This is a genomic window from Microbacterium sp. STF-2, assembly GCF_034650155.1.
Lineage (GTDB): Bacteria > Actinomycetota > Actinomycetes > Actinomycetales > Microbacteriaceae > Microbacterium > Microbacterium maritypicum_A.
In genome coordinates this window covers 434,219-452,771 of record NZ_JARKMW010000002.1, presented here as the reverse complement: position 1 = coordinate 452,771, position 18,553 = coordinate 434,219, and the positions used below count along the sequence as shown (strand labels likewise).

Sequence of the window (18,553 nt, the reverse complement as noted above, 5' to 3'; positions counted from 1 at the left end):
TGCGGGCGGCACACGGATGAAGGAGCTCACGATGACGAACACGACGGGTGGCATTCAGCCCGAGATCCAGGTCGTCACTCCGGTGCAGGGGGCTGCAGTGGGGACGACCACGATCGAGGATGCGGTGATCGCGAAGATCGCCGGCATCGCTGCGCGTGACGTCAGTGGGGTCCACACGCTCGGCGGGGGCGCCGCGCGCATGGTGGGCGCGATTCGGGATGCGCTCAACACGACCGACCTCTCGCAGGGGATCAGCGTCGCGGTCGGCGAAGCACAGATCACGGTCGATGTGACGATCGTCGCGGAGTATCCGGTGTCGCTGCAGAAGGTCGCCGACGACGTGCGCGCAGCCATCCACCGGGACATCGTCGAGCTGGTGGGCGTGCAGGCCGTCGAGGTCAACGTCACCATCGACGACGTGCACGTGCCCTCCGACGATGACAACGACACGGACGACGCGCCGACCGCATAGGGCGCCTCGTCGAAGACGCGGTCCCGAACTCCGGGGCCGATATGGGAGAAGGAGAAGCCATGAGTGCTGAAGACAAGATCAAGGCCGCTGCGGAGAAGGTCTCCGGCAAGGCGAAGGAGACCGTCGGCAAGCTCACCGACAACGACAAGCTCGTCGCCGAGGGCAAAGCCGAGCAGGCGAAGGGCGACGTCCGCGACGCCGCCGAGAACGTGAAGGATGCCTTCAAGAAGTGACGAGGCGGGGAGAGGCCGCGCGGCCTCTCCCCGATCCTTCCCAGGTGGGTGAGAAATGATCCGATCCGGTGGGGCGACTGTTCCGAACCTCTCAGGGGATCGGGTCGAGGGGTGGGGTAGATGGAAGACGAACGCTTTCGCACAGCGCTCGAACATGCGGACGACGGCATCGTCGCCGGCCGCGCGATGGATGGCGACGTCGCGGCGTTCGCGGTTCTCGTGCGCAGGTACACGCCCATGATGCGGGCGTACACGCAGCGGATGCTGAACGCATCGGCCGATGTCGACGACATCGTCCAGGAATCCTTCGTCACCGCCTGGCAGCGGTTCGGCGAGCTCGACGACCCGACCAAGGTGAAGAGCTGGCTGATGCGGATCGTCAGTCGGAAGGCCGTCGATCGCATCCGTGCGACCCGACCGGCCGTGGACATCGACTCGATCGACCGTCCCGCCCCGCTGCACGCGTCGCCGACCGCGGTCGTCGAAGCGCGCGCGGGCGTCGCGGCGCTCGGTGCCGCCCTGCGCGAGCTGCCGGATGCGCAGCGCGAGTGCTGGGTTCTGCGGGAGATCGGCGGGTACTCCTATGAGGAGATCTCCGAGGAGCTCGACATCCCCGTCTCGACGGCCCGCGGACTGCTCGCCCGAGCACGGAAATACATGATCGTACGGATGGAGGAGTGGCGATGACCGACGACAGAGAGAGTCCCGACGTCCGCCGGCTCGGCCTGGAACCGACCGATCTCGACGGGCACACGCTCGACGAGCTCACCGACTATCTCGATGCGGGGCGACAGCCCGCAGATCGCTCGATCGACGAGTCTCCCGGTTGCCAGCTCGCACTCGACGCACTGACACGGCTGCAGGGGCTCGGTGCCGAGCTCATCGCTGCGGAAGCCGCTGCCGAACCTCCGGTCGACGAGAACTGGGTCGATCGCATCCTCAGTGGCATCGCCATGGATGCGCGCGCCGGAAGGCGCATCCCGTTCGAGTCTCCGGATCCGCAGGTGGATCTCGCGATCACCGAGGGTGCGGTGCGAGGACTCATCCGGTCGGCGGAGAACGCCGTGCCCGGCCTTCTCATCGGACGGTGCCGACTCGACGGGGACGTGACCCGACCCGGGACCCCGATCCGTGTCGAGATCGATGCGAGCGCGCTGCACGGACAGTCCATCCCGAAGGTCGCCGCCGAGCTGCGAGCCGAGGTGGATCGTGGTCTGCGTGCACACACCGAGTTGAACGTCGTCGCGATCGACATCGCGATCAGAGACATCCGGGAGGTGTCGTCGTGGGCGGGGGAGAGCTGATGGATGCACAGGAGCGCGGCGAGCTCGCCGCAGCGATCGAGGCGGTCGTCCGGTCGACGCCGGGCGTCCGCAGCGTCTATCGGTCCGGGTCGTTGATCTCGAACCTGCTGCGTGCGGGGGCCGAGGCGATCGGCGTGCGCACGAACGAGGAGCCGATCGTCTCCGTCGCCGGGAACGGTGACGGTGTGGTCATCGAGGCGACCCTCGGTGTCGACTCCGCAGCGCGTTCGGCGGAGATCCTCCACGCCGTGCAGGCGGCCGTCGATGCGGTGCTCGCGGAGCGCGGCGTCCGCCGTGAGAGCATCACCCTCACCGTCGCTCACGTGCAGGTTCCGGTGCAAGCGCACGCGGCGACCTGACCCAGCGAGGAAAGCCACCGCGTGCCGCCGTCCGGGGGGACGACGGCACGCGGTCTCCCCGCGGGATCAGGCGGAGGCGGCGCGCAGCCCCTCGACGAGCGGGGTCGTCGGGCGGCCGATCAGACGTGCGAGCGTGCCGTCGGTGTCGCCGAGGGCGCCGTTCTTGATTCCGGCGTCGAGCGCAGCGACGAATCCGGCCGTACCCTCGTCGAGGCCGGCGCCGCGGAGCGCGGCGATCTGGTCGTCGAAGCCGAGCGGGACGTACGAGACCCCTCGTCCCGTCACCTCGGCGAACGCCGCGGCGAGGTCGGAGTAGTTCCAGGCGACGTCGCCGCCCAGCTCGTAGACCTCGCCGATGTGCCCGTCCTCGAGCGCCACTGCGGCCGCGGCTTCGGCGAAGTCCTTGCGGCTCGCCGAGGCGACACGTCCGTCGCCGGCGCCGGCGGCGAGCACGCCCGTCTCGGCGGCGCGCGCGAGGTCGGCGGCGTAGTTCTCGGTGTACCAGTTGTTGCGGAGGATCACCGCGGGCAGTCCCGCGGCCGCGATGAGCTCTTCGGTCGCCTTGTGCTCCGGCGCCAGGATCAGGTCGCTCGTGGTCGCCTTCGGGGCGCTCGTGTAGACGAACTTGGAGACGCCGGCGGCCTTGGCGGCCTCGATGACCGCCTGGTGCTGTGCGACGCGCTGGCCGACCTCGGATCCGGATACCAGCACGACGGTGTCGACACCCTCGACGGCAGCGGCGACGGATGCGGGGTCGGTGTAGTCGAGGGGGACGACGCGCACGCCGAGATCAGCGGCCTTGGCCGTGTCGCGGGCTCCGGCGACGATCGACTGCGGAGCGGCTCCGCGCTCGAGCAGGCTGGCGATGATGAGGCGGCCGAGGTTGCCGGTGGCGCCGGTGACGAGGATGGTCATGAGGGTCCTTTCTTAGGTGACACCCTCGACAACCCCGGGGTGGGCGTCCGGCATTCCAATCCGACGGTACCCACTTTGAAGTAAGGTACCCACATGACGGTTAGTTTCGCGCAGATAAAGGAATCGACTCCATTCGTCTTCGATCAGAATTGTGGAACGCGGGTCGTCCTCGATCACATCATGAGCAAGTGGGGAGTTCTCGTGCTCTCCTGCCTGTCCGATGGCACCCACCGTTGGGGTGCGCTGCGTCGGGAGGTCGGCGGGATCAGTGAGAAGATGCTCGCGTCCACTCTGCGCACGCTCGCGGACGACGGGTTGGTCCACCGGGAATCGCTCCCGACCGTGCCCCCGCACGTGGAGTACAGCCTGACGCCGCTCGGTCGCGATCTGATGGAGCGGATGCTGCCCCTGATGGAGTGGGTGGCCGATCATGCTGACGCCATGCTCGAAAGGACCTGAATCGACGGAATCCGTCGTCAAGGCGCATCTTGTGCTTCGGATTCAGATGGTCGAAGAAACCCATTGACGCGATAACCGTGGTGGCTCTACTGTTCTGACATGGCAGCAACGACGCCGATTCATCTGGAACGACCCGACGGCAAGGGTCTGGCTGCGGGAACACTGGGACTCTGGGGGTCGACCGTCATCGGTCTCGCCTCGACGGCCCCGGTCTACTCGCTGGTCGCGACGCTCGGTTTCGTGGTGCTCGCCGTCGGCGCGCAGGCTCCGATCGCCTTCATCATCGCCTTCGTCCCGATGCTCCTGATCGCCTTCGCCTATCGCGAGCTGAACAACGCGGTGCCCGACTGCGGCACGACCTTCACCTGGGGGACCAAGGCGTTCGGCCCCTGGGTGGGATGGATGGGCGGTTGGGGTGTCGCGGTCGCCGGCATGGTCGTGCTCGCCAACCTCGCCCAGATCGCCTCGGTCTACTTCTGGTCGCTGATCGGACAGGACCTCGAGAACAACGACTGGCGCGTCGTGGTCGTCGCCGTGCTCTTCATCGCGGCGATGACGTGGGTCAGCTGGCGCGGGGTCGAGATCGGCGAGCGCATCCAGAACATCCTGCTCGGGATCCAGTACCTGGCGCTCGCGATCTTCGTCGTCGCGGCGCTGTGGCAGTTCTTCGCCGGCACCGCCCCGAACCCGACCCCCTTCGACTGGGAGTGGATGAACCCGTTCGCGTTCACCGACTGGTCGGGCTTCACCGAGGCCATCCTGCTCGCGCTGTTCATCTACTGGGGATGGGACACCTGCCTCGCTCTCAACGAGGAGACCAAGGACCCGAAGCGCATCCCGGGTCGTGCCGCGCTGCTGACGACCGTGATCCTGCTGTTCACCTACGTCGCCGTGACCATCGCGGCCATGATGTACGCGGGTCTCGGCGAGGACGGCACGGGCCTGGGCAACGAGGCGAACGCCGACGACTTCTTCTTGGCGATCAAGGACGGGCTGCTCGGCCCGTTCGGATGGGTGCTGGTGGTCTCGGTGATCATCTCGGCGATCTCGTCGACCCAGACCACGATCCTGCCGACGGCCCGCGGCACACTCGCGATGGGTGTCTACCGTGCCCTGCCCGCGAAGTTCAAGGACGTGCACCCGACCTACAAGACCCCGTCGTTCTCGACGATCGTCATGGGAGTGGTCGCCTCCGTCTACTACGTCGGGATGACGCTGATCAGCGACAACATCCTTCAGGACTCGATCCTCTCGCTCGGTCTCGCGATCGCGTTCTACTACGCCATCACCGGCTTCGCCTGCGTGTGGTACTTCCGCAAGGACCTGACGTCGTCCGCCCGCGAGTTCTTCTTCAAGGGCCTGTTCCCGTTGCTGGGCGGACTCATGCTCACGTGGGCGTTCCTCCAGTCGGCGATCGACATGTGGGACGTCGACTACGGCTACACGGTGCTGTTCGGCATCGGCGGCACTTTCGTCATCGGTGTCGGATCGCTGGCCTTCGGCCTGGTGCTGATGTTCGTCTGGTACCTGTTCCCGCGGTCGAAGCGGTTCTTCCGCGGCGAGAGCCTGAACCGCGAGACCGAGGTGATGGTGCCGGACGAGCCTGCGGTGACGATCCGTTCGATCGACGGAGGCATCTGAGGATGCCGGTCGCGACGGCCGACCTCTACGACCAGCTCGGAGAGGGGATCCAATCCCTTTCGCTGCAGTTGCGCTCGTTCGGGCGCAGAACGGCATTCGACGGGCCGATCCGTACCGTCCGCTGCTTCGAGGACAATGCGATCGTGAAGTCCGTCCTCGCGAGCCCCGGCGAGGGGGCCGTGCTCGTCGTCGATGGCGCCGGATCGCTCGAGACGGCGCTCATGGGCGATCTGATCGCGGCATCGGCCGTTGCGAGCGGGTGGGCGGGCGTGGTCATCAACGGGGCGATCCGGGACAGCGTCGCCATCGACGCGCTCGACCTCGGGGTGAAGGCTCTGGGCACCAATCCGCGCAAGAGCGCCAAGCTCGGCGCGGGTGAGCGCGACGTGACGCTCGTGATCGCCGGAGTGGTGTTCCGGCCCGGGGCCCACCTCTACAGCGATGAGGACGGGATCCTCGTCGAACGCTGAGGGGCGACCGGTGGAGGAGAAGTGTGTGTCCTAGGCTTGCTCCGTGCGCATCCGGCTCGACATCGCCTACGACGGCACCCACTTCCGCGGGTGGGCGAAGCAGCCGACTCTCCGCACCGTGCAGGGCACGCTGGAGGCCGCGCTCGCCCGGATCGTCGGATCCGACGTGCAGTTCGTGGTCGCGGGGCGCACCGACGCCGGTGTGCACGCAAGCGGCCAGGTCGCGCACGTCGACCTGGATGAGAGACAGTGGGCGCGCATCGAGGCCCGGCAGGGACGCGCGCCGCTGGAGCCCGCGGAGACCATCGCCGGTCGCATGAGGGGCGTGCTCGGCGCCTACTCCGACGTCACGGTCACGCGGACGTCGATCGCCCCGGAGGGGTTCGACGCCCGATTCTCTGCGGTGTGGCGTCGCTACCGATACCGTCTCGCCGACGCGCAGGCCGGTTTCGATCCGCTGCGCCGCCACGACACGACCACGGTTCGCGGGCGGCTCGACGAGCAGGCGATGGATGCCGCCGCGCGTACGCTCATCGGGCTGCACGACTTCGCGGCGTACTGCAAGCCCAGGGAAGGGGCGACGACGATCCGCACCCTGCTCGACTACCGCTGGGAGCGCGATGCCGATGGCGTGCTCGTGGCGGAGGTCAAGGCCGACGCGTTCTGCCACAGCATGGTGCGCGCACTGGTCGGCGCCTGCGTGGCGGTGGGGGAGCGGCGTCTCGATGTGGACGACCTGGTGGTGCTGCGTGACGCGCTGACGAGGACGAGCGAGTTCAAGGTGCTGGCCGCGCGAGGCCTGATCCTCACCGAGGTCGGGTATCCGGCCGACGCGCTGCTCTCGGCGCGGGCGGAGCAGACCCGCGCGCGACGCGATGACACGCGTGGCAGCGACTGAAGGCGTCGGCGCGCCCAGCAGCACTCGACCTCCCGCGCGGACACTCGGTGTGAGAGCGGCGTATACGACGAAGAGGGCCGACCGTCGTGGTCGACCCTCTTCGTGAAACCGTGCCGTGTGTCAGCTGCCGGCGAGCTGCTGGTCCAGGTCCTGGATCGCCCGCATCATGCCCAACAGCGACTCGGACATGTCGTTGATGCCATCGACCGCGGTCTTCAGACCCGTCGTCAACTCCGTGTACCCCTCACCGAACTTCCCCGACGCATGCTGCGTCTTGAAGTCCTCACCCAGAAGAGTGTCCACCTGACCCTTCAACGTGTCCAACTGACCCTGAATGTCATCACGAGCCTGCGACAGCGACGACGCCACCTGCTCCATCTCCGCATAAGACGCACCGAAATCGGCCATCGTCCACACCTCCGCCAATCGAGAGAACCGGACCCCTCCGGCCCGAACAACACCTACCCTACGGCGCACCCACGAACACCGTCGATGGGGACAACTCCCCATCCCCGCACAGGGCTCGATGCGTGTCGGTACCGGCGCCCTCATCGGCGCGGGCGCCGGTACCGATCACGTCCAGGACACGCCGTCGGGCGGCTGCGCGGAGCCCACGCACAGCGGTCGGGAGTAGCGTGGGAACGATCATGAAGGTCATCTCGTACAACCTCCAGAAGCACCGGGCAGCCGGCGAACTCGCCGCGCTCGTGCGTGCGCACGATCCCGACGTCCTCTGCCTGCAGGAGTGCGATGTTCCGGAGCTGCCCGCGCAGATCGGCGACCTCGTGCTGGCTGACGCCACGCAGGGCAATCGTCTCGGGCTTGCGCTCTTCTATCGAGCGAGCACATTCCATCTGCAGGCGATCCGCATGCTCGGCCTCAAGAAGTCGTTGCACGACCGCATCGCGAAGCCGGCGCACGAGCGCGTCCTCGGCGCACGATTGCGCGACATCGACGATGGCCAGGACTTCATCGTCGCCTCCTTCCATGCCGCGCCGCTGACCGCGTTGAACTCGTTGCGACGTCACCAGATCCGCGCCGCCCTCAGCGAGCTCGCTGCGCTCGGCGAGGGACTGCCGCAGTTGATGGTCGGGGACTACAACTATCCGATCTTCAAGGAGAACCTCGGTCAGGCCGTTCGAGAGCACGGGTATGCGCTGTCGCTCAGCGACGACCACACGTATACGCGCTACCGCGTGTTCCGGGGGCACTACGACTTCGCCACGTCGACCGGCTTCGAGATCGAACGCATCACGACTCTCCCGCAGGGCGCGAGCGATCACCGTCCCATCCTCGTCACGGTCAAGCCCGACTGAGGCCAGGGTTTGGGCATACGCACGGCGTGGCGTATGATTTCTCTTTGGTGCCTTTCCCCGTCCGCGGAGAAGGGGCATCGTCCGAACGTGAGCCCTCCACTGGCGTGTTCCTCCCTGTCGGGAAGAACCACCCCGGAGTGGGATTCACGAACTTCTCCGTTCGACACAAGAAAGCAGCACTATCGTGACGCGCACTTACACCCCCAAGGCTGGCGAAGTCCAGCGCGATTGGGTCGTCATCGACGCCACTGACGTCGTTCTCGGCCGTCTGGCCTCGCACGCCGCAACGCTCCTGCGTGGCAAGCACAAGCCGACCTTCGCCAACCACATCGACTCGGGTGACTTCGTCATCATCGTGAACGCGGAGAAGGTCGCGCTCACGGGTCAGAAGCTCCAGAAGAAGATGGCCTACCGCCACTCCGGTTACCCGGGCGGCCTGAAGTCGGTCACCTACGCCGAGCTCCTCGAGAAGAACCCGGTCCGCGCTGTCGAGAAGGCCATCCGTGGCATGCTCCCCAAGAACAGCATCGGCCGCCAGCAGCTGTCCAAGCTCAAGGTGTATGTCGGTGCCGAGCACCCGCACGCCGCACAGCAGCCGACGCCGTACACCCTCGACCAGGTCGCCCAGTAAGCGCCGTAAAGACTTAAGGACATACTCGTGGCTGACATCCAGGACACCACCGAAACCCCCCAGAACTTCTCGACGTCGACTCCCGAGACCGACGTGGTCGAGGCGGCTCCCCGCCCCGTCCTCAGCGTCCCGGGCGCCGCTGTCGGCCGTCGCAAGCAGGCCATCGCCCGCGTGCGCATCGTCCCCGGCTCGGGCACGATCACGGTCAACGGCCGCACGATCGAGGACTACTTCCCGAACAAGCTGCACCAGCAGCTGATCAACGACCCGTTCACCGTGCTGAACCTCGCTGGTGCGTACGACGTCATCGCACGCATCTCCGGCGGAGGCCCCTCGGGTCAGGCCGGTGCGCTTCGCCTCGGAATCGCCCGTTCGCTGAACGGCATCGACGAGGAGAACAACCGTCCGACCCTGAAGAAGGCCGGCTTCCTCTCGCGCGACGCCCGTGTCAAGGAGCGCAAGAAGGCTGGACTCAAGAAGGCCCGTAAGGCGCCTCAGTACTCGAAGCGTTAAGGTCAACTGCTCCGATGCCGATCTTTGGCACGGACGGTGTGCGAGGACTCGCCAATGGCACCCTCACCGCCGACCTGGCGCTCACCCTGGCCCAGGCGACTGCTGTCGTCCTGGGCCAGGGCCGTACTGCGGAGGCTCGCAAAGCCGAAGGCAAGCGACTCACCGCAGTGGTCGCCCGGGACCCCCGGGTCTCCGGACATTTCATCGCCGCGGCCGTCGCCGCGGGTCTCGCCTCTTCCGGAGTCGACGTGCTCGAGGCGGGAGTCATCCCGACGCCCGCTCTCGCGTTCCTCGTCGCCGATCGCGATGCCGATTTCGGCGTGATGATCTCGGCGTCGCACAACGCTGCGCCCGACAACGGCATCAAGATCTTCGCCCGCGGAGGACGCAAGCTCCCTGACGTGGTCGAGTTGCGCATCGAAGAAGCGCTGACCGGCGACAAGCTGCGCCCGACGGGTGCCGGCGTCGGTCGCATCGACCGGTTCTCCGACGCGGAGGACCGCTACGTGGTGCATCTTCTCGGATCGCTCCCGAACCGGCTGGACGGCATCCACGTGGTGCTCGACTGCGCCCATGGCGCGGCCTCCGGTGTCTCTCCGGAGACATTCCGCGATGCGGGAGCAGAGGTCACCGTGATCGGTGCCGACCCTGACGGCTGGAACATCAACGACGGTGTCGGCTCGACTCACCTGGACAACCTGGCCGAGGCCGTCGTGCGTCTCGGGGCCGACATCGGCATCGCTCACGACGGCGACGCCGACCGCTGCCTCGCCGTGGACGCCGAGGGCAATCACATCGACGGCGACCAGATCATGGCCATCCTCGCAGTGTCCATGAAGGAGCGCGGCCACCTCACGGACGACACGCTGGTCGCCACGGTGATGAGCAATCTCGGTCTGCATGTCGCCATGCGCGAGCACGGGATCACCGTGCGTCAGACGGCCGTCGGAGACCGTTACGTGCTCGAGGACATGAACGAGGGCGGGTACGCCCTCGGCGGTGAGCAGTCCGGTCACGTCATCATGAGCGAGTACGCCACGACAGGCGACGGAATCCTCACCGGCCTCCACCTGGTGGCCGAGATGGCGCGGCAGAAGAAGTCGATCGCTGAGCTCGCCTCGGTGATGACGGTCTACCCGCAGGTTCTCATCAACGTGCGCGACGTGGACAAGGATCGCGTGTCCGATGACGAGGTCGTGCAGCAAGCCGTCCGTGACATCGAGTCCGAGCTGGGCGACTCCGGACGGGTGCTGCTGCGCAAGTCCGGCACCGAGCCGTTGGTGCGCGTGATGGTGGAGGCGGCCGATGCCGAATCCGTGCATGCGTACGCCGGACGCCTCGCAGAGGTGGTCCAAGAGCGTCTGTCGCTCTGACCTGACCTGACGCTACGACGGCCGATCGCTGATCTCAGCGATCGGCCGTCTCGCGTTCGCCGCTCCGTGATCCCGTGTCGCTCTGCGATCCTGTGCCGCTGTGGGCGCGCAGTGCCCGCGGCGTGGCTCCGTAGTCCTCCTGGAGCGCGCGACGGAGGCTGATGGGGGAATGGAAGCCGGAGCGCTGGGACACCTGCTCGATGCTCAGCGCATCGAAACGGCTGTCGATGAGAAGCGATCGGGCGCGGCGCGCGCGCTGGTGTCTGATCTCGCCGGCCACACTGTTCTCCACTTCGGCGAAGACCAGCTGGAGCTGACGGAGGGAGACCTGAACCTCGCGGGCGACGAGGTCAGGATTCAACGCCGGGTCGCCGCACTGCTGTGCGATCACGGCGATGGCGCGGTCGCGCAGCGCGGCGTGGGGAGAGCGTTGCGGGGACGCCGTGTCGACGCGGTCGAGCAGGATCGCTCCGCTCATCTCCACGATCAGATGCTCCATGGCATATCGCTCGATCGCCGTCGCGTCGTCGTCGACGGTGAGGACCTGCTCGATGAACGCCTGCATGGCGCGATCCAACGGGCGCCGCTCTTCGAGGACTCGACTGGTGGCGGGCAGCGTCGCGACGAACGCCCCGAGCGCGGAGCGGGGAACATAGGCGGCGATGATGCGCCAGGCACCGTCGCACTGAACACGTTGGTCGATCCCGGGCGGGGCGATCACGAGCCCGTTGCCGAGCGGCACCCACGGGCCGTGCTGCTCCTTCGCCGAGATTCCCCCTGCCTCCACGAAGGCGAAGACGGCGTGGTGCGGGTGCGCGGTGGTGGTGTCGATCGCCAGTTCGGTCGCCGTGCCCTGCATCGACAGCAGGATCACAGGCCCGGGCGTCCGCCGCGTCGCGCGGATCGTCGCCGGATCGTCGACTGCGCGTACGCCGTGCGAGATCAGTTCGGCCGAGCCGATGGCCAATGCCTCTCCCGGATTCACTCAGCACCCCCCGACGCCGATGATCGATGGGCGGCGCCGAACGATGAGGTCGGCTCGCCGGGCTCGTACCTCCCGCCAGCGGTCTGCGACCGCGGGAGAGGTGCTCGCTTCGTCAGAGGATACCCGCACGGAGGTACGCGGCAACAGGGCGTGTTCGTGCCGCGTCGTCCTCCGCTCATGTTCGAGGGGCGGACGCCGCTCAGGTTCGAGAGGCGGACCAGCTGAGCTGTTCGATGTACCTCAGCAGCACGCCTTCGCGCAGAGCCCATGGCGACACTTCGAGCTCGTCGACGTCGAGGGCCGTCATCGCCGTATGCAGAGAGACCGCGGCGGCCACGATCTGGAACGTCCGGTCCGGAGTGATGCCCGGCAGCTCCTGCCGCGCGGAGGCGGGAAGGCGTGCGAGGCGCGGGATCCACGACCCGAGGGAGGCGCGGGGGAGCAGCATCCGCTCGCTTCCCGACCATCCCGGTACCGGGTAGCCGACCAGGCGGGCAAGGGAGCGGATCGCCTTCGACGATCCGACGACATGGTCTGGGCGGGGGAGGGCGACGAACCGCGGCAGCACATCGGCCAAGGTTGTCGTCGCGTGCGCGCGCAGCCGCTCCACCTCGGCCTCGCCCGGAGGATCGTGCGGCAGGAACTGCACCGTCATGCGTCCGGCGCCGAGCGGAACGGACGCGGCCGCGTCCGGCATCTCCTCCGCGCCGGCGGCGATCTCCAGCGAGCCGCCGCCGATGTCGAGGAGCAGGATCTGACCGGCGGACCAGCCGAACCAGCGCCGTACCGCGAGGAACGTCAGCTCTGCCTCGGTCTCACCGTCGAGCACCTGCAACGGCTGGCCGAGGGCTGCTTCGATACGGGCGATGACCTCGCTGCCATTGCGCGCGTCGCGAACCGCGCTCGTCGCGGTGGCCAGCAGCGCGTCGACACGCTCGCTCTCGGCCACACGCCGTGCCTGCGCGACCGCTTCCTCGAGCGCGGCGACGCCCTCCTCCGAGATGGAGCCGTCGGGGGTGAGATAGCGCATGAGGCGCAGCACCGTCCTATCGCTCGTCGTCGCGAGCGGCCGTCCACCGGGACGGACGTCGGCAGCGAGCATGTGGACGGTGTTGGATCCGATGTCGAGGACTCCCAGGCGCACGGGAAGAGACTACTCGCCCCCCGGATACGATGTACTCCGTGACCACCGCCGACCCCACACTGCCGCTGTCGCCCTATCGGGAGATCGGACGCGCGGAATGGGCGCGGCTCGCGGCCGGGCTCGACCAGCCGCTCACCGAGACCGAGGTCGTCGAGCTCCGCGGTATCGGGGACCGTCTCTCGCTCACCGAGGTACGCGAGGTGTACCTGCCCCTGAGCCGCCTGCTGAGCCTGTACGCCACGGCGACGAAACGGCTGGGGGCGGCGACCTCCTCCTTCCTCCAGGAGGACGACACCACGACGCCGTTCGTCGTAGGCGTGGCCGGTTCCGTGGCGGTGGGCAAGTCGACCATCGCCCGTCTGCTGCGCGAGCTCATGAGCCGTTGGCCGGGGACGCCGCGGGTGGAGCTGGTCACCACGGATGGCTTCCTGTACCCGAACGCCGAGCTCGAGCGCCGCGGGATCATGGACCGCAAGGGTTTCCCCGAGTCGTACGACCGCCGCGCGCTGATCGAGTTCCTCACCGAGGTCAAGAGCGGTGCCACCGAGGTGCGCGCCCCGTTCTACTCGCACATGCGCTACGACATCGTGCCGGACGCGAACGTCGTAGTGCGTCGCCCCGACGTCGTCATCGTGGAGGGGCTGAACGTGCTGCAGCCGCCGCCGGCTCCGAACGATGTCGCCGTGAGCGACCTGTTCGACTTCTCGATCTTCGTCGACGCCGATACGTCGCATATCGAGAAGTGGTACGTCGACCGCTTCCTCGCACTCCGGCAGGCGGCCTTCAGCAACCCCTCGTCCTACTTCAACGTGTTCGCGCACCTCACGGACGACGAGGCGATCACGACGGCTCTCGGCTACTGGAACGAGATCAACATGCCCAACCTCATCGAGAACGTGATGCCCACCAGGCACCGCGCGCGCCTGGTGCTGCGCAAGGGTGCCGACCACGATGTCGAGACGGTGCTGCTGCGCAAGCTCTGACCCCGCGTGCGACCCGCGACGGGGCGGAAGAATGTACGGACGACTCGCAAAAAACTCGTCTTACTCTTGATCGCATGTGTGGAATCGTCGGATACGTGGGCCCGCGCCCCAGCCAGGACATCCTTCTCGCAGGCCTCGCACGCCTGGAGTACCGCGGATACGACTCGGCGGGTGTCGCCGTCATCGATGGCGGCGGCTCGCTCGGCATGCGCAAGAAGGCGGGAAAGCTCGCCGTGCTGCGCGATTCGCTCGCCGACGCGCCGCTTCCTGACGGGTCGACCGGCATCGGGCACACCCGCTGGGCGACCCACGGAGGACCGACCGACGGCAACGCGCACCCGCACCTTGCCGACGACGACAAGCTCGCCGTCATCCACAACGGCATCATCGAGAACTTCGCCGCACTGCGCGACGAGCTCCTCGCCGACGGCGTCGTGTTCCGCAGTGAGACCGACACCGAGGTCGCTGCTGCGCTCCTCGGACGCGAGTACGCCGGCAACGGCGGCGACCTGCAGCTCGCCTTCCGCAGCGTCGTGAACCGCCTCGAAGGTGCGTTCACCCTGCTGGCGATGCACCAGGACCACCCCGGTCTGGTGGTCGGCGCCCGCCGCAACTCCCCGCTCGTGATCGGACTCGGTGAAGGCGAGAACTTCCTCGGCTCCGACGTCGCCGCGTTCATCGAGCACACGCGCAAGGCGCTTGCGATCGGCCAGGATCAGATCGTCTCGATCACCCCCGACGCCGTCACCGTGATGGACTTCGCCGGTACGCCCGTCGAGCCCGAGCCGTTCGACGTGTCGTGGGATGCCGCCGCTGCCGAGAAGGGCGGATGGTCGAGCTTCATGGCCAAGGAGGTCGCAGAGCAGCCCGAGGCCGTCGCCAACACCATCCGCGGTCGCATCCACGACGGACAGGTCGTCATCCCGGAGCTCGACGGACTGGACGAGCTCTTCGTGGGTATCAACCGCGTGATCATCACCGCCTGCGGCACGGCGTCATACGCGGCGTTGGTGGGCAAGTACGCGATCGAGCAGTGGGCACGTGTCGCCGTCGACGTGGAGCTCGCCCACGAGTTCCGCTACCGCGACCCCGTGATCGGCGCCGACACCCTCGTCGTGTCGATCAGCCAGTCGGGCGAGACCATGGACACCCTGATGGCCGTGAAGTACGCCAGGGAACGCGGTGCGCGCACCCTGTCGATCTGCAACACGCAGGGCGCCACGATCCCGCGCGAGTCGGATGCCGTCGTGTACACCCATGCCGGCCCCGAGGTCGCCGTGGCCTCGACCAAGGCGTTCTCCGCGCAGATCACCGCGCTCCTGCTGCTGGGCCTGCACATGGGCCGGGTGCGCGGTGCGGTCGCCGATGCCTCGGTCGACGTCGACGAACTCGCTGCTCTTCCCGAGAAGATCGCCAAGGTGCTCGAGAGCGAGCAGGAGCACGTCACCCAGCTCGCCGGGTGGATGGCCGACACCCGCTCGGTGCTGTTCCTGGGACGCCACGTCGGGTACCCGATCGCCCTCGAAGGTGCTCTCAAGCTCAAGGAGATCTCCTACATCCACGCCGAGGGCTTCGCCGCCGGCGAGCTCAAGCACGGACCGATCGCACTGATCGAACCCGGGCAGCCGGTGTTCGTGCTGGTTCCGTCGCCGCGCCACTCCGCGCTCGTGCACTCCAAGGTCGTCTCGAACATCCAGGAGATCCGCGCGCGCGGTGCCCGGGTGATCGTGATCGCCGAGGAGGGCGACGCCGCCGTGCTGCCGTTCGCCGACGAGGTCATCCACATCCCGCTCGCCGGAGCGATGTTCGAGCCGCTGCTCGCCGTCGTGCCGCTGCAGATCTTCGCGATGGCGCTGGCCACGGCGAAGGGCCTCGACGTCGACCAGCCGCGCAACCTCGCCAAGTCGGTCACGGTCGAGTAGACCCGCCCTTCGAATCGCGCGAATGGCTTCGTTTCCAGTGGAAACGGAGCCATTTGGGCGATTTCAACCGGAATCAGGCTCGGTAGGCTGAACGGGTGATCATCGGCACCGGAATCGACCTCGTGGACATCCCGCGATTCGAGCGGACGATGGCACGGACGCCGCGATTGCGCGAACGGCTCTTCGCCCCGTCGGAGCGCACCCTCCGCCTTCCGTCCCTCGCCGCCCGCTACGCGGCCAAGGAGGCGCTGATCAAGGCGCTCGGTGGCTCGGACGGCGTGCACTGGAGCGAGATCGAGATCGCGTCGGAGCCGTCGGGTCGCCCGCATTTCGTGCTCTCCGGCTCGACGGCCGCCGTCGTCGAGGAACGCGGCATCCTGACGCTGCATCTGACACTCACCCACGACGCCGGTCTCGCCGCAGCGTTCGTCGTCGCCGAAGGAGCACCGCTGTGACCGTCCCGTTCCGCGAAGCGACCATCGATCTCGACGCGATCGCCGACAACGTGCGTCATTTCCGACGACTCACCGGGGTCGAGGTGATCGCCATTGTGAAGGCCAACGCCTACGGCCACGGCGCGGCGGCGGCGGCCGTCGCGGCGCTCTCCGCCGGTGCCACCCGCGTCGGCGTCGCCGAGATCCCCGAGGCGCTCGAACTGCGCCGACAGGGCGTGCGTGCACCGATCATGGCGTGGCTGCACGCGCCGGGGGAACGATTCGAGCACGCCGCCGCGCAGGACATCGAGGTGGGGATCTCGTCGTTCGACCAGCTCGAGGCAGCCGGAGCTGCCGCCGCGGTCGACCGTCCGGTCGGCGTGCACCTGAAGTTCGAGACCGGGCTGTCGCGCAACGGCATCGCCCCCGCCGACTGGGGCCGCGTGCTGGCCGAGGCCGCGCGCCTCGAGCGCATCGGACGACTGCGCATCGTCGGGCTGTTCAGTCACCTCTCCAACACGTCGGTCGACGACGACAGAGCTGCGCTCGCGAAGTTCGAGGAAGGCGTCGCCGCGGCGGCGGCTTTCGGCATCCGCCCCGAGATCCGGCACATCGCTGCGACGGCCGCCGCCATCGACCTGCCGGAGATGCGCCTCGACGCGGTGCGCATCGGCGTCGGACTCTTCGGCCTCTCGCCGTTCGACGACCGCAGCTCCGCGGAGCTCGGTCTGCGCCCCGCGATGACGCTCCGCGGTGCGATCGCCGCCGTCCGCAGAGTGCCAGCAGGAACCGGCGTCTCCTACGGCTACGACCATCGCACCGACCGCGACACGACGTTGGTCCTGGTGCCTCTCGGATACGCCGACGGGGTGCCGCGGAACGCATCGGGAAAGCTCCCGGTCTCGATCGGCGGACGCCGGTTCGTGAATGTGGGGCGCATCGCGATGGACCAGTTCGTCGTCGACGTCGGCGACGCTCCGGTCTCGATCGGCGATGAGGTGGTCCTGTTCGGCGACCCCACCCTCGGCGTACCGTCCGCGACGGACTGGGCGGATGCCGCCGACACCATCAACTACGAGATCGTCACCCGCATCGGTCCGCGCGTCCCCCGGCGGACCTCGTGAGCGTGGACCCTGCGTTCCTCGGCCGACGAGAGATCGCGACCGCCGACGCGATGGAGCAGTTGGGCGTGCGGATCGGGGAACAGCTGGAAGCCGGCGACCTGCTCGTCCTGACGGGCCCGCTGGGCGCGGGGAAGACCACGTTCACGCGCGGCCTCGCCGAGGGGCTCGGAGTGCGCGGTCCCGTGCAGAGTCCGACCTTCGTCATAGCCCGCACGCATCCCTCGCTGGTCGGCGGTGCGCCACTCGTGCATGTCGACGCCTACCGGCTCGGTTCCGCCGCGGAGCTCGACGACCTCGATCTCGACCTCGAGCGATCGGTCGTGGTGGTGGAGTGGGGACGCGGTATGGCCGAGGAACTGGCCGACTCGTGGTGGGATGTCGAGGTGGAGCGCCCGGTCGGATCCTCCGATCTGGACCCGTCGGAGCTCGACGCCGACGCGCCGAGGATCGTCACGATCGTGCGAGAGAGCATCGTATGACCCCGGCCGTGGATCGCGCTCTCGTCGCCGTGATCGTCGAGGACGACCCCGATGTGCGATCCCTCCTGGAAGAGGTGTTCCTCGCCGCCGGTTTCGAGACGATCCTCACCGGTTCCGGGTTGGAGGGGCTCGCGGCCATCGAGCAGCACCAGCCGGTGATCACGACGCTCGACATCAATCTCCCCGGCATCGACGGCTTCGAGGTCGCACGACGCATCCGGCGGATCAGCGACACCTTCATCATCATGCTCTCCGCGCTCTCCGAGGAATCCGACGTGGTCCTCGGCCTCACGTCGGGAGCAGACGAGTATCTGGTGAAGCCGTTCCGTCCGCGCGAACTGCGTGCGCGCATCGAGGCGCTGCTGCGGCGCCCCCGCGTCGCCGATCCCCGCCCCTCGGAACCCCACCCTTCCGAACCCCGCTCCGTGCTTCCCCGGCTCCCGGAGACCGGACGAGCGGCGGTCGAGCCCGACCCGGCGGCAGACGGTGCCACCGTCCTCACCTGGCGGGGCCGTGTCCATCGGGATCTCAGCCTCGACCTCGACACACGGATGGTCCTGATCGGGCAGCGGCGCATCGACCTCACGCCGACCGAGTTCGACCTGCTCGCGATGCTGCTCGAGGCCGGGCTCCGCGTGCGCAGCAAAGCCGATCTCGCGCGAGGGTTGCGCGGGGCACCCGAGGGCTCGAACGAGTACGTGAGCGAGCCGGACAAACGGGCGATCGAGACCCATATCGCCAATCTGCGGCGCAAGCTCCGCGACAGCACGACGCAGCCGCGCTACATCGAGACGGTGCGCGGCGTCGGCTATCGTCTCACGCCGGCCGATGGTCCGTGAATGCCGCGGGGCGGGACCGTGGTTCCCCAACCACGGCCCCGGTTGCCTGCGAATCCCCA

Annotated in this window: 23 protein-coding genes; 19 read left to right on the top strand and 4 right to left on the bottom strand. The window is 68.0% G+C overall.

What is annotated here, in order from left to right; all coding sequences use genetic code 11:
- The first annotated feature begins 31 nt into the window (after positions 1–31).
- The 5 genes from MicroSTF_RS16100 (at position 32) to MicroSTF_RS16080 (ending at position 2,368) form a co-directional block, all read left to right on the top strand.
- On the top strand, positions 32–472 hold the full coding sequence (locus tag MicroSTF_RS16100; protein WP_021199037.1) for an Asp23/Gls24 family envelope stress response protein: 441 nt from the start codon (positions 32–34) through the stop codon (positions 470–472).
- 59 nt (positions 473–531) lie between these two features.
- Positions 532–705, top strand: a complete 174-nt coding sequence (locus MicroSTF_RS16095; protein WP_029259828.1) for a CsbD family protein — start codon at positions 532–534, stop codon at positions 703–705.
- Between the two features lie 120 nt (positions 706–825).
- Complete coding sequence (locus MicroSTF_RS16090) at positions 826–1,392, top strand: RNA polymerase sigma factor (RefSeq protein WP_021199039.1); 567 nt, start codon at positions 826–828, stop codon at positions 1,390–1,392.
- Positions 1,389–2,009, top strand: a complete 621-nt coding sequence (locus MicroSTF_RS16085; RefSeq protein WP_021199040.1) for an Asp23/Gls24 family envelope stress response protein — start codon at positions 1,389–1,391, stop codon at positions 2,007–2,009. The genes MicroSTF_RS16090 and MicroSTF_RS16085 overlap by 4 nt, the downstream gene beginning before the upstream one ends.
- On the top strand, positions 2,009–2,368 hold the full coding sequence (locus tag MicroSTF_RS16080; RefSeq protein ID WP_029259830.1) for a hypothetical protein: 360 nt from the start codon (positions 2,009–2,011) through the stop codon (positions 2,366–2,368). Before MicroSTF_RS16085 ends, MicroSTF_RS16080 begins: the two co-directional genes overlap by 1 nt.
- Before the next feature lie 66 nt (positions 2,369–2,434).
- Here MicroSTF_RS16080 and MicroSTF_RS16075 read toward each other — a convergent pair whose 3' ends face one another.
- Positions 2,435–3,283, bottom strand: coding sequence for an SDR family oxidoreductase (locus MicroSTF_RS16075; protein WP_136025363.1), 849 nt, complete (start codon positions 3,281–3,283; stop codon positions 2,435–2,437).
- Positions 3,284–3,376: 93 nt separating this feature from the next.
- Between MicroSTF_RS16075 and MicroSTF_RS16070 the strand changes: the two genes are divergently transcribed.
- From MicroSTF_RS16070 to truA, 4 genes are all read left to right on the top strand, one after another.
- Positions 3,377–3,742, top strand: a complete 366-nt coding sequence (locus MicroSTF_RS16070; protein ID WP_021199043.1) for a winged helix-turn-helix transcriptional regulator — start codon at positions 3,377–3,379, stop codon at positions 3,740–3,742.
- Between the two features lie 99 nt (positions 3,743–3,841).
- Positions 3,842–5,383, top strand: coding sequence for an APC family permease (locus MicroSTF_RS16065; protein WP_021199044.1), 1,542 nt, complete (start codon positions 3,842–3,844; stop codon positions 5,381–5,383).
- A 2-nt stretch (positions 5,384–5,385) separates the two neighbouring features.
- Positions 5,386–5,853 carry a ribonuclease E activity regulator RraA gene (gene rraA, locus MicroSTF_RS16060; protein WP_029259832.1) on the top strand — a complete coding sequence of 156 codons (468 nt, stop codon included), beginning with the start codon at positions 5,386–5,388 and terminating at the stop codon, positions 5,851–5,853.
- 43 nt (positions 5,854–5,896) lie between these two features.
- Positions 5,897–6,751 (top strand): tRNA pseudouridine(38-40) synthase TruA, encoded by an 855-nt coding sequence (gene truA / locus MicroSTF_RS16055; protein ID WP_322957056.1) that lies wholly within the window; start codon positions 5,897–5,899, stop codon positions 6,749–6,751.
- Between the two features lie 120 nt (positions 6,752–6,871).
- On the opposite strand, the gene MicroSTF_RS16050 is transcribed toward truA, so the two are convergent.
- A complete protein-coding gene (locus MicroSTF_RS16050; protein ID WP_028501988.1) occupies positions 6,872–7,159 on the bottom strand; it encodes a WXG100 family type VII secretion target in 288 nt (95 codons plus the stop codon).
- A gap of 239 nt (positions 7,160–7,398) precedes the next feature.
- On the opposite strand from MicroSTF_RS16050, the gene MicroSTF_RS16045 reads away from it, so the two are divergent.
- The 4 genes from MicroSTF_RS16045 to glmM all read left to right on the top strand — a co-directional run bounded on the left by MicroSTF_RS16045 (position 7,399) and on the right by glmM (position 10,584).
- The gene (locus MicroSTF_RS16045) at positions 7,399–8,067 is read left to right on the top strand and encodes an endonuclease/exonuclease/phosphatase family protein (protein ID WP_029258647.1); all 669 of its coding nucleotides are present in this window, start codon (positions 7,399–7,401) and stop codon (positions 8,065–8,067) included.
- Positions 8,068–8,251: 184 nt separating this feature from the next.
- The gene (gene rplM, locus MicroSTF_RS16040; RefSeq protein ID WP_017828209.1) at positions 8,252–8,698 is read left to right on the top strand and encodes a 50S ribosomal protein L13; all 447 of its coding nucleotides are present in this window, start codon (positions 8,252–8,254) and stop codon (positions 8,696–8,698) included.
- A gap of 27 nt (positions 8,699–8,725) precedes the next feature.
- A complete protein-coding gene (gene rpsI, locus MicroSTF_RS16035) occupies positions 8,726–9,211 on the top strand; it encodes a 30S ribosomal protein S9 (RefSeq protein WP_017828210.1) in 486 nt (161 codons plus the stop codon).
- A 14-nt stretch (positions 9,212–9,225) separates the two neighbouring features.
- Positions 9,226–10,584, top strand: coding sequence for a phosphoglucosamine mutase (gene glmM, locus MicroSTF_RS16030; protein WP_021198971.1), 1,359 nt, complete (start codon positions 9,226–9,228; stop codon positions 10,582–10,584).
- Positions 10,585–10,618: 34 nt separating this feature from the next.
- Here glmM and MicroSTF_RS16025 read toward each other — a convergent pair whose 3' ends face one another.
- Both MicroSTF_RS16025 and MicroSTF_RS16020 read right to left on the bottom strand, forming a co-directional pair.
- A complete protein-coding gene (locus MicroSTF_RS16025) occupies positions 10,619–11,569 on the bottom strand; it encodes a helix-turn-helix domain-containing protein (protein WP_322957041.1) in 951 nt (316 codons plus the stop codon).
- A 199-nt stretch (positions 11,570–11,768) separates the two neighbouring features.
- Positions 11,769–12,713: a Ppx/GppA phosphatase family protein gene (locus MicroSTF_RS16020; RefSeq protein ID WP_021198969.1), complete on the bottom strand. Its 945-nt coding sequence runs from the start codon at positions 12,711–12,713 to the stop codon at positions 11,769–11,771.
- A gap of 29 nt (positions 12,714–12,742) precedes the next feature.
- Between MicroSTF_RS16020 and coaA the strand changes: the two genes are divergently transcribed.
- From coaA to MicroSTF_RS15990, 6 genes are all read left to right on the top strand, one after another.
- Entirely contained in the window at positions 12,743–13,696 is a 954-nt protein-coding gene (coaA, locus tag MicroSTF_RS16015; protein WP_021198968.1) for a type I pantothenate kinase, read from the top strand.
- A 74-nt stretch (positions 13,697–13,770) separates the two neighbouring features.
- Positions 13,771–15,618, top strand: coding sequence for a glutamine--fructose-6-phosphate transaminase (isomerizing) (gene glmS / locus MicroSTF_RS16010; RefSeq protein WP_029258644.1), 1,848 nt, complete (start codon positions 13,771–13,773; stop codon positions 15,616–15,618).
- Positions 15,619–15,713: 95 nt separating this feature from the next.
- On the top strand, positions 15,714–16,073 hold the full coding sequence (locus MicroSTF_RS16005) for a holo-ACP synthase (RefSeq protein WP_322957037.1): 360 nt from the start codon (positions 15,714–15,716) through the stop codon (positions 16,071–16,073).
- A complete protein-coding gene (alr, locus tag MicroSTF_RS16000; protein ID WP_297556793.1) occupies positions 16,070–17,176 on the top strand; it encodes an alanine racemase in 1,107 nt (368 codons plus the stop codon). Before MicroSTF_RS16005 ends, alr begins: the two co-directional genes overlap by 4 nt.
- Positions 17,173–17,655 (top strand): tRNA (adenosine(37)-N6)-threonylcarbamoyltransferase complex ATPase subunit type 1 TsaE, encoded by a 483-nt coding sequence (gene tsaE / locus MicroSTF_RS15995; protein WP_021198964.1) that lies wholly within the window; start codon positions 17,173–17,175, stop codon positions 17,653–17,655. Before alr ends, tsaE begins: the two co-directional genes overlap by 4 nt.
- Complete coding sequence (locus tag MicroSTF_RS15990) at positions 17,652–18,494, top strand: response regulator transcription factor (RefSeq protein WP_322957033.1); 843 nt, start codon at positions 17,652–17,654, stop codon at positions 18,492–18,494. Before tsaE ends, MicroSTF_RS15990 begins: the two co-directional genes overlap by 4 nt.
- Positions 18,495–18,553 lie beyond the last annotated feature (59 nt).